This is a genomic window from Ruegeria sp. BF10, from assembly GCF_056538725.1.
On the sequence record NZ_JBQFTR010000007.1, the window covers coordinates 102,609 to 112,381 of the forward strand.

Below are 9,773 nucleotides of genomic sequence, written 5' to 3' on the forward strand. Positions count from 1 at the left end.
GAGCTTCGGTGTTTGAACTTTGATGTGCTGGCAATTTGTAACATCATTATATTCAAATAATTGTTTTTTGCGAATTCACTGCCAGCTCATGAATGTATTGCGGGTCAGTTCGGTTTCCGGACGCAGGTTTTCGATGCCCTCATAAGGAATACCTTTGCCAATCTCTGAATGCGGGTACTTGGCGATCATCTTCTGGTGGCGCTTGATCATATCCTGAAAAGATGCGCCGGCCCAAAGCGAGTAGCCCACCAACGGGTGTTCCTCGCGCGGGTCCCGATAGATATTATAAGTCGGGGCACCCGCGCCGGGCTGGCCAGGGGCAGGAAGATGCATCTTGAATTCCTGTTTGACGATCGAGCGTAAAACAGGCCCTTCGTAAACATAGACATAGTCGCGCCGACCATTCCCCTCGCCATTCAACAGCAAGGCGGTCTGGTCAATACCGTCGATGATACGGTCCCGCGGTATAAAGCCGGTTGCTCCGGCAATTCGCGCCATTGTGGTGAAGATATCCGATACATGAAAGATGTCTCCAGCGGCGCTGTTGGGTTCGATCACACCGGGCCAGCGAATGAATGCGTCGGTTCGTACGCCACCTTCAAGGTGCTGGGTTTTGCCTCCGCGATAGATCAGCTGGCTCAGGCCGGATGTGCCTTCATAGTGATACATCAAACCATTATCCGCCATCAGAACAACAATCGTGTTGTCTCCCTTGCCGGTTTCTTCGAGCTTGGCCAGAAGATCTCCGATCCAACCATCAAGCAGTTGCAGCTTGTCGGCGTGAAATCCGCCATTTCGTGAAATTGCCTGATCCGGGTAAACGAAGTTCAGCGGATAAAGCGGCCAATATTGCAAGAAGAACGGTGCATCCTCGGAAGCTACGCGTTCAAGTTGCTCGAGCGCCTGCCGTTGATATCGCTCGTTCATCTCTTCATATTTGGCCTGCGTCCACACCTCACCGGCCGACATGTCTACTTCCAGGGCGGGACCACCGGCTTCGGCTTCGACACCTGTGACAAGACCATATGGCTTGAACCGTTCATCCAGTTGGAACTGATTATTCTGCCCCTCGGGCACATAGCCGAGCATAGTGTTGGACCGCATTGCCTCGGGGGTCATGAGGCTCAGCTGTACTTGCTGGTGTAGTGGAAATGCGGCCCAGTCGAACCCCTGATTGTGGGGGTACGATTGTTCGATGTCGCCTTGGTGCCATTTGCCGACATGCGCCGTATTATAGCCGACCTGTTTCAGAATCTCCGGCAGTGTCACTTCACTGGCCGGAAGGCCCTCGCCAACCAAAGCCACCTTGACCTCTTCCACACCTGCGCGAATTGGGTGGCGCCCTGTCAACATGGCTGTGCGGGTCGGAGTGCAGGAGGGTTCGGTATACATGCGCATCAGCGACATACCTTCGGTGGCCAAATGATTGATGCTGGGTGTCTCAATCCCCATGACGTAGTTCATCTTGCGGTCGCCCATCTGACCGAAGCTGACGTCGTCGATTAGGACGTAGAGAAAATTCGGAGGCTTGCCACCATTGGTCGCACGAATTTCGGCCAGCTTGGCGTTGATTTCAACGTCTTGCGCATCCCATGCCTCACCAAACTGCGCGCGGAGGAATTCAAACTCACCGTCATGAACAATGGGGGTTTCCTGTGCAAGCACGGAGCCGACACCAATCAACGACGCCGGCAAGATGTATCTAAGTCTCATGTCAAACCTCCAAATCTTTATCCCGTACCGATTCCGCACCCGCGCCTTGAGCCTGCAGCTGTCCTTCTATACTGCCGCGCAGGTCCGAAATGCTTTCTGCCAGATCGGCAAGGTATCGCAACTGCAGAACTGACTCCGAATTTGGCGGCATCGCCAATTCCGCGAAAACCTCTTTGTAGTCGCGACACATCCGATCAAACTCTTGGTCTTTTTTTCGTAGGTCCCGTAGCAGACGACCCGCTTCGGGAAATTGGGATTCAAAGAATTCATCATCCGTCATTGGCAGCGCCCTATAGGCATTCATTCTCTATGCATGCACCCAACAGAATATGTATTGCACGTTTCAAGTCGCATGCTACGGTAACATCATGACGTCAAACCCTTATTGTGAAAGGATAGTTTTTGAACGTCAGCGTGGGAAATCAGGATCAGACTGGTACTCAACACTTCTCGAGCGAGCAGGTGCGTGTCGCTTTAAATAAGGTTCTGGGGTCGGATGAATTTAAAGGATCCGCCCGCATGCGATCATTCCTGTCTTACGTTGTGACAGAAACACTGGAGGGTCGTTCCGACGAGATACGCGCTAAGACCATTGCAATGGATATTTATGGCTACGAGGCGGATGAGCTATTGAAACGCGAAGGTGTCGTGCGTGTGGATGCCGGACGTGTTCGGCGAAAGCTCCAAGCTTATTATGAAAGTAAAGGGGCCGCTGACGAACTGGTAATCTCATTGCCTGTCGGAAGTTACGCACCACAATTTTTGTCGGGCTCCGATCGAAGCAGACAAAGCTTACGCGTAAGGCAACGGGTTACCTTGGTCGTTATCTCGCTTTCAATTCTAGTAGCCGGTATTCTAACCGGCGTTCTGATCGGCCGCAGTTTGCAATCTGTTGCTCCAAAAACTGGCAAAACTGCGATCTACGACGTGTCTCCAGCCCGCGTCGAAGCAATGAACCTAAGCAACGCAGGCCGGGATCTAATTTTCCCGGTTACAGATTTGGCACGCCTTCAACCTGCGTTGTTGATATTTCAAACAGCAATTGAACGAGACCCGTTGTTCTACGGGGGGTACGCAGGCGCTTCTCAGGTCGAAACCATGTTCGCCATCATGAAATCCGGCAGTCCAAGTTCAAATGAGTTTTTGCGCGCGGCCGACAAGAATAGTGCTTATGCTTTGGAAATGGCTCCGGATGCAGCATGGTCGCTTTCAGCTCGGGCCTGGTTTGAATTTGGGGTGGGCAATTATGAAAGCGCGGTTGGATTATCCCAAAGGGCCGTAGACTTGGCACCCGATGATTCACATGTTGCTGAATTCGACGCCCTGATCTCCCTTTACACGTCCGATTTTGATCGGGTTCTGTCGCAATCAGTGAGATATAGAGCACTGGCCCAAAACGGTGGAGGGCTAGTTTTTGACAACGCATTGGGTGCGGCTCAGTTCCACACGGGAGACTATGCTGCCGCAATCCGAACGTTTGATAAAACAATATCTCGCGGTGGGCCGTTCGGACCAATTTCCGCAGCTTACCTTATGGCAGCCCACTGGAGGAACGGAGAACAAGCTGAGGCACAGCGGCTTGCAAGAGTATTTTCGGACACTTGGCCAAGCTTCCCCCTCGAAAAACTAAAGGCTCGGGTGTTTGTAGACCCACAGCCAGTTCAAGAGCTGATCAGTGCAATGATAGCTGCAGGTTGGTCAGGACCCGCCAAGCCCTGACGATTTTCTATAGGGTTTGTAATAATTCGTTCAGAGGCATGCGCTTCCAAGGAGGAGGTGCGTTGGTTGTGAAGTGGACGAACCTCCAGACGAGATCAAAACAAAGTTCATCGATACCGAATGGGTGTGTGATGGACAGACAAAGGTCTGCTCTTGGCTCCCGATGAGATAATCTTTGCACTCGCAGCGAACTTCTGCTTCCCGCCCTCAGTGCAGAAGTAAGCGGTCGAACAACAAAACAGGTTCGGTTGCTTGCCCCCCTACCCTGCCCGCCTGATGCCAGCAAATTGAACTCCTGGTTTCAGTAATCCGCGCCCTGCCGGGTATCCCAGAGACGCAGAATTTCTATTTGAGTGGGCATTACACGATAGATTAGCGTGAATGGGGTTCGCGGCACTGAAAGCTCACGTACGTCTTGGCGTGTGTCACTTGGGTGACCTGCATAAGGGTTGGCTGCAAGAGTAAGCTGAATGGCTTTGAGTTGAGTTCGTGCCCTTTCGCTGCCTTCAGGAAAAACTGACGTGTAGTAGTAACGGAACCATTGAATGTCCCGGGCCGTATCTTCGAGAAATACAATTTTCATTGGCTATTGGATTGCCCGCTTGCGACCGGAGCAGAAAGCTCATTCTCGGTATCCCAGCTGTCTATCCAGGCATTCATTTCGTCTGCCGTGATGAACTTACCTAGATCTGCTTTTTCGACAGCTGCATCAATGGCTGCTCGCTTTGCGGCCTTGGATTCCAACATCATTCTAATTGCTCGTACAGCGAGCTGCGCAGGCGGCCGATCTTCTATCGCAGCTTCTCGTTCCAGAGACTTTCTCAAGTCTTCATCAAGACGGATTGAATATGGGCTGGTTCTCATCGCAATCACCTGATTCCGCTGTGTAGTACAATGTAATACATTCGCATTCTATTCACAATAGAACGATGGGATGAACTTCATCTGTTGCTCTGAACTCATAAGCGAGATGTGAATTCATAAGTACGGCCTGTTCGTCCGCGGTTATTTTGAGTTTTGCGCCAACAATGCGGTTGGCTGCATGTCTCCCCGATCGATCTTTGACGTCAGAGAAATCAAATAGGCCTGGTGAGATTTTATGTTCTCCGCTCGTTGGAAAATATATCCCAAAACTATGAAACGGAGAGCTGGGCCATGTGTCGATTTCATAGCATACCAGGTCTGACCAAATCGTAAGTACTCGGCGATATTGTCCATAAGCCGGTCACAATGTGACTGATCCCGGGCAAAGCGAAGTTCCGAGCACAAACGTGGAAAGCTGCGCTCCATTTGATCTGGAGAAACTTGAACCTGAGAATGTTTTTCTTTCTTAACTATCGGATTCAAAGAGTCCTCTTTGTGCCCCTCAATTTTATGGTCATAGGCCCTCATTTTTTCGGTATGAGCCGGTGTTATCTCTGAGATTTCCACAGAGATTTCAGCCAGAAGTTTCCGGAGGACATGCGCATCCGGCTTACGGCGCAGCGCATTGCGCACGGAGGTCATCAAATCTGTGATAGAACCACCGTCTGCTACAAGCTCTTTCAGACGAGCCAGAGCGGCCGATACCTTGTCGCGGAGTAACGTGAATTCGAGAACGCGGTCAGCATGCTTCTGGGCTTCCTGGAGGAACTCAGCATGCCTTTCAGACAATGGCATCAGGGAAAGACCGGTCGCTGTGACCACCCTGCCCTGTCGGTCTCGGCGTGCCCAACGTTTACCATTTGAGCTCATTACGCGTCGGACAATCCCAAGCTTGGCCAGAGTCGAGATATGACGTTCAACAGTTGGAACGCTGACATGGGCTCGTTTGGCAATCGCGGCGTTGGATGCGAAGCAGATATGCTCATCATCCTGATCGACTGAAATCTGATCTCCTTGCAAAAAGGAAATCATTGCTCTTAGGACGTTGAGAGAAGTGGACTTCAGCCCAAGCGGCTCTCTCGCCTCTTCAACGGCTCGAAGAAGAATCCATTTCTTGGGCGTATAAGTCCCCTGCCCTGTCGCGCTCGACAAGGTTGCTCCTGACGGAGCCATTGCTGTCACTGTTTTCATGAGTTTATGTCAGCAGACAAAAAATACCCGTTCGCTCAGGAGCGTTTTTTCTTGTATGGCGATTCGGGGACTGCTAGATTCTAGGTGTCTAATCTAAGAATTGCGCTTAGCGCAGCAGCCCTCGAAGCTCCGGTTTCGGGGGTTTTTCTTTGCTTGCCTTCCTCCTTTCTGCTCGTCCTCAGTTATTTTGCTTGTTGTTTACAGCTGTAAACTCGGCGTGTGATCTCTTGATGATTTTCGTCAGATTTTTGTCCAACCACTCAGCAAAATCCGCGTTCGAACCTGTCTTTCTAACTGACAATGTAAGAGACCCGCTGCCGGACTTGATAGTCACGCCATCAATGGGGCTGGTTTCACCAACGCCGTCCTTTTGTCGGGCACCACGTTTTGCGGCCGCTTTAAGTAGGGTTTCCAGCCGGTCATCTGAGGAAACCGATGGCTCGACGGCTTGAAGCAAGTCCGTTGCGTCTTCAATTGTCAGCTTGCCTGCCAAGAAGTGCTCAGCAAGTGCAGTCCACTTCGGGCGGCCTGACTTTGGAGCGGCGCCGATCATTTCTCCGACCTCAAAAGGAACGTTTTGCGTGACCTTAGTAAGGTGGGACAATCCTGATGCTGACAGGTTCAGAACTCGTTTCACCGTGGCTGTATCATGCCCAGCGGTCTGAATTGCTTCCGCAAAGCGAGCTTTTTCGTAGAAGGACAGGTTGCGCCTCGCTGCGTTTTCAAGGCCTTTGGCAAGGAGCGCCGACGCATCGTCGATATCTTGAACATTGGCGCGAACTTTGATTTTGAGCTCACGACATGCTTTGAGCCTTCTCCTCCCATAAATCGCCTCGTAACGACCTTCGGTTTTCGACTTCCGAACGAGGATGGGCACTTGTTGACCGCCGTCTTGGATGCTCGATTTCAAACTCTCAAAGCTATCGTCATCTTCATCAGGGTTTACAGCTGTAAACTCACCAAGCCGATCAATCGGTCCCCAATCGTCTATGAGAGATGGGTCAATTTCCCTAATTGCGGCAAGGGATCCTTGAAGCGCACCGAGAGCAGGGGCGTTGGCTCTTACCGGTCTGTCTGCGGTCTTAGATCCGGAACGTGCAATCGTGCTCGCTATACCCGACATTTCTTGAAGAGATTTTCTAGCCATTAGCTACGTCCCCATGCTTGGTGGATCATTTGCTCTACCTCAGAGCCGATCGCATCCATTGAGTTCTTTGCCCGGTCATAGGTTGCGCGTGTCATTTCCGAACGCACAACCTCGTAGATCGACTGCTTGAGCATTGTTGCGTCACTGATCGCAGTGCTCTTCAGAGCCGTTGCTGACATAACGCGGTCCTGAAACAGTGCTCGCATGAACGAAGCCAGCTGTTGAGATGGAACGTCTGTTGGCTCGTCACGTGTTATAAGGAACTTGAAGCTGTCGTATTCGAGAGTGGCGCCGGCGTCTTCAATGACAGCCATATAAGCACCAGCAAGTTCGAGAAATTGAGCTGTCGAAGACACGTCCAACATAGAAGGTGTTAAGGGCACGAGCAAAGAACTGGCGGCAGCCATCCCCGCGATGGTTAGGAACCCGAGTTGTGGTGGACTATCAATAAGAACAAGGTCAAAATCGTCTTCCACTTGGGCCAGAGCATTCCGTATTCTCGTAAAAAACGGATGGTCAGGGTTAGAGTGGACGGCGGATTCCGTCTCAAATTCAGAAAGAACAAGCCGTGACGGTGCCACAGACAATCCGGGGAAATATGTCGGAAGCACGACATCTGCCATATTAACCGGGTCTTCATAGCGAATGGCATCGTATATCGTTAGCCCATCGAACTCGATTTCAGGGCTGATGCCGCACATGGATGTAAGCGAGCCTTGGGGGTCTAGGTCAACGGCCAGCACACGGTATCCGCGAAGCGCGAAAAAATGAGCCAGATGAATTGTTGTAGTGCTTTTGCTGCTACCGCCTTTGAAGTTCATCAACTGCCAGACTTGAAGTTTCTCTCCTTCCGTCCGGCGAGGGATGTAGCGTCCTTGTTTGCGCGAGGTCTTCTCAAGCGTTTCACGTGCTTCCCAAAGCTCTTGCGCAGTATAGTAACGTCGACCGCTTCGCACGTCTTTTGGTTCAGGAATTGTACCTTCTGAGTGGACCTTGCGCATGAATTGACCCGAGACGCCCAAAAGTTCGGCCGCTTCTGGTGCTGCGAATGTGCGTAGTGATTTTGTGTTGTCAGGTGCAAAGGCAGCAAGAAGATGCTCTCGTATAGCCGAGTTCAATCTCTCGGAAATTTCCGTGGCGAGTGCCGATGGTCGATCTGCCGTAAGTGGTGTCACGGGAATCATGTAGTTGCCTCAAATTAAAGAATGTGGTCATTTTCGCGCCACTTGAGACAAACAGCCGTGATTCACTACCCTAAGTCAAGAATTTTCGCCTATATTGTGGGCTGCGCTGACCGGCAGACTACATGCGCTTTGTATCAGAGCAGGGTGGTTTACAGTTGTAAACCCGGTAGAAGAGAATTGTGGGCCCTCAAATCAGAGGTGGATCTTCCGCAGATCAAGCAGGCATGCGCGTGAAACTTCTCTAAATGCTCCGCTTTGAGTGGAGCATGTCCTGCCGAAGGCTGTGTCATGAATGAGCGAGGTGCGTTGTAAGAAGGGTATCAGGGAAGGGTAGGGGGTTAGTTGAGCTGATTGGTTGAATCACACCCCAACAAATCCGCAGCCGGGTTCTGGGCGATATCGACGCCGTCATAGCATTTCTGAGCCAGTGCGATAGGCGCAAACCGGTCTTGAGCGGTGCGCCGTCCTGCGCGGCTTGGGTCAGGAAGCCCGAGCGCAGCCAATGCGATGAGGCATAATCCTTCGTAGTCCTGTCACCTTCAGTCGGTGTTTGACGATCTGGGCGATGGCGTCCAGGTTAAGGGGGCGTTTCCGCATCCAGCCAGATTTCGAGACCGAGTGAAACAGGGGGTTGTCCTCGATCTGACCCACTTTGCTCCAATGCACCAACGGCTTCGCTGCGTGGCCCTTGCGCACCAACCGTGGAGTCTTGTCTTTTTGGGTGGTCTCAACTACCAGCAGCGACAACTAAATCATGTAATTCTCGTTGAATTCCTTCAGCGACACATCCCCCAAAAAGATCCCGCCGATCACCGAACGCTGCCATCTACCCGAGGTCAGCCCAGTAACAGGATGATCCGGTCACGGCTGTCCCGGCACGAACCTTGAATGGTGACCATCTGCTGTTCGAGAATATCACCGGTAATCGGATGGGCGGTGTTCGGGGCAAGGAGGTCGGCCCTGTGTTTGGAATTTGCGAAAGCGTAGGGGCGATGGTTAACCCTGCCACGGCGGTGAGCACTTATTTGCTCTGTCAGGCCGGCAATAAGAACGGCTTGATTAAACTACCGGGTGTGGAAACTTCAATTGTTGAACAAGTACCTTCGTTGGCATATATTGCCAATCAGGAGGCTTAAGCCATGGTAACCCGCAATGTCGTACTTACAGAAACGCAGGATCAACTGGTGCAGGACCTGGTTGCGTCCGGTCGCTATCAGAACGCCAGTGAAGCGTTGCGCGCTGGTCTTCGTCTTCTGGAGCGGGAAGAGGCGGGACTGGTGTCTCTCAGGCAAGGCCTGCAGGAGGGCGTAGCCCAGGCTCAGGCAGGAGATCTGGCAGAAGGTGGCGGTACGGATGCGATCCGTCGTGCCTTTGTAAGGGCACGAACCAAAGCGTGATCAAACCCTTTCGACTGACACGCCGTGCTGAAGCCAGCCTGGTGGAAATTGCCCGATGGACCATCGACAAGTTTGGACGGCATCAAGCCGATCTTTATGAACAAGAACTGATAGCGCGCTGTCTGGCCATCACGGAGGGCAGGGCGGCCAGCCGCAGCTGTTCTATATTGGTAGAGGAGGCAGCTGATCTCAGATATGTACGGGCGGGAGAGCACTTCCTAGTTTACCTGGATCAGCCGGACGCGGTGATCATTGTTGATATCCTGCATTCCCGCTGCGACCTGCCGCGACATGTTTCCGCGCTGGCCACGTTAACGGATGCGACAGGAAACAAGACATAGGCACAGCAGCCGGAGTTTCCCTCAAGCTGGGAATTCTTTAAGTAGTCAGTATGTGCTCACCCCAATAGATCAGTCGCCGGGTTATCCGCGATGTCCACATCGTCGTAATATTTTTGCGCCTGCGCCACAGAGCGGTGCAGCGACAGGCGCATGGCGGCCTGGATCGGCGCACCGTCCAGCGCGGCCTGAGTCAGAAAGCCAGACCGCAACCCGTGAG

The 9,773-nt window shown here is 52.2% G+C and carries 11 protein-coding genes; 4 read left to right on the forward strand and 7 right to left on the reverse strand.

What is annotated here, in order from left to right; translation table 11 throughout:
- Positions 1 to 75 precede the first annotated feature (75 nt).
- Positions 76 to 1,713 carry a sulfatase-like hydrolase/transferase gene (locus tag ACR0DJ_RS19055; RefSeq protein WP_480685964.1) on the reverse strand — a complete coding sequence of 546 codons (1,638 nt, stop codon included), beginning with the start codon at positions 1,711 to 1,713 and terminating at the stop codon, positions 76 to 78.
- A 1-nt stretch (position 1,714) separates the two neighbouring features.
- A complete protein-coding gene (locus ACR0DJ_RS19060) occupies positions 1,715 to 1,993 on the reverse strand; it encodes a hypothetical protein (RefSeq protein WP_480685963.1) in 279 nt (92 codons plus the stop codon).
- A gap of 122 nt (positions 1,994 to 2,115) precedes the next feature.
- Between ACR0DJ_RS19060 and ACR0DJ_RS19065 the strand changes: the two genes are divergently transcribed.
- Positions 2,116 to 3,432: a tetratricopeptide repeat protein gene (locus ACR0DJ_RS19065; RefSeq protein ID WP_480473220.1), complete on the forward strand. Its 1,317-nt coding sequence runs from the start codon at positions 2,116 to 2,118 to the stop codon at positions 3,430 to 3,432.
- A 301-nt stretch (positions 3,433 to 3,733) separates the two neighbouring features.
- Here the strand turns inward: ACR0DJ_RS19065 and ACR0DJ_RS19070 are convergent, their stop codons facing one another.
- The 5 genes from ACR0DJ_RS19070 to repA all read right to left on the reverse strand — a co-directional run bounded on the left by ACR0DJ_RS19070 (position 3,734) and on the right by repA (position 7,818).
- Positions 3,734 to 4,015: a type II toxin-antitoxin system RelE/ParE family toxin gene (locus ACR0DJ_RS19070; RefSeq protein ID WP_480685962.1), complete on the reverse strand. Its 282-nt coding sequence runs from the start codon at positions 4,013 to 4,015 to the stop codon at positions 3,734 to 3,736.
- The gene (locus ACR0DJ_RS19075) at positions 4,012 to 4,296 is read right to left on the reverse strand and encodes a CopG family ribbon-helix-helix protein (RefSeq protein WP_480472954.1); all 285 of its coding nucleotides are present in this window, start codon (positions 4,294 to 4,296) and stop codon (positions 4,012 to 4,014) included. Before ACR0DJ_RS19075 ends, ACR0DJ_RS19070 begins: the two co-directional genes overlap by 4 nt.
- 141 nt (positions 4,297 to 4,437) lie before the next feature.
- Positions 4,438 to 5,487: a helix-turn-helix domain-containing protein gene (locus ACR0DJ_RS19080; protein WP_480685961.1), complete on the reverse strand. Its 1,050-nt coding sequence runs from the start codon at positions 5,485 to 5,487 to the stop codon at positions 4,438 to 4,440.
- 178 nt (positions 5,488 to 5,665) lie between these two features.
- Complete coding sequence (gene repB, locus ACR0DJ_RS19085; RefSeq protein WP_298855832.1) at positions 5,666 to 6,634, reverse strand: plasmid partitioning protein RepB; 969 nt, start codon at positions 6,632 to 6,634, stop codon at positions 5,666 to 5,668.
- Positions 6,634 to 7,818: a plasmid partitioning protein RepA gene (gene repA, locus ACR0DJ_RS19090; protein WP_037317392.1), complete on the reverse strand. Its 1,185-nt coding sequence runs from the start codon at positions 7,816 to 7,818 to the stop codon at positions 6,634 to 6,636. Before repA ends, repB begins: the two co-directional genes overlap by 1 nt.
- 884 nt (positions 7,819 to 8,702) lie before the next feature.
- On the opposite strand from repA, the gene ACR0DJ_RS19095 reads away from it, so the two are divergent.
- The 3 genes from ACR0DJ_RS19095 to ACR0DJ_RS19105 are packed head-to-tail and all read left to right on the forward strand — an operon-like array spanning position 8,703 to position 9,556.
- Positions 8,703 to 8,954, forward strand: a complete 252-nt coding sequence (locus tag ACR0DJ_RS19095; protein WP_480685960.1) for a hypothetical protein — start codon at positions 8,703 to 8,705, stop codon at positions 8,952 to 8,954.
- A 3-nt stretch (positions 8,955 to 8,957) separates the two neighbouring features.
- Positions 8,958 to 9,215, forward strand: a complete 258-nt coding sequence (locus ACR0DJ_RS19100) for a type II toxin-antitoxin system ParD family antitoxin (protein ID WP_108862330.1) — start codon at positions 8,958 to 8,960, stop codon at positions 9,213 to 9,215.
- Entirely contained in the window at positions 9,212 to 9,556 is a 345-nt protein-coding gene (locus ACR0DJ_RS19105) for a type II toxin-antitoxin system RelE/ParE family toxin (RefSeq protein WP_480685959.1), read from the forward strand. Before ACR0DJ_RS19100 ends, ACR0DJ_RS19105 begins: the two co-directional genes overlap by 4 nt.
- Positions 9,557 to 9,773: the final 217 nt, after the last annotated feature.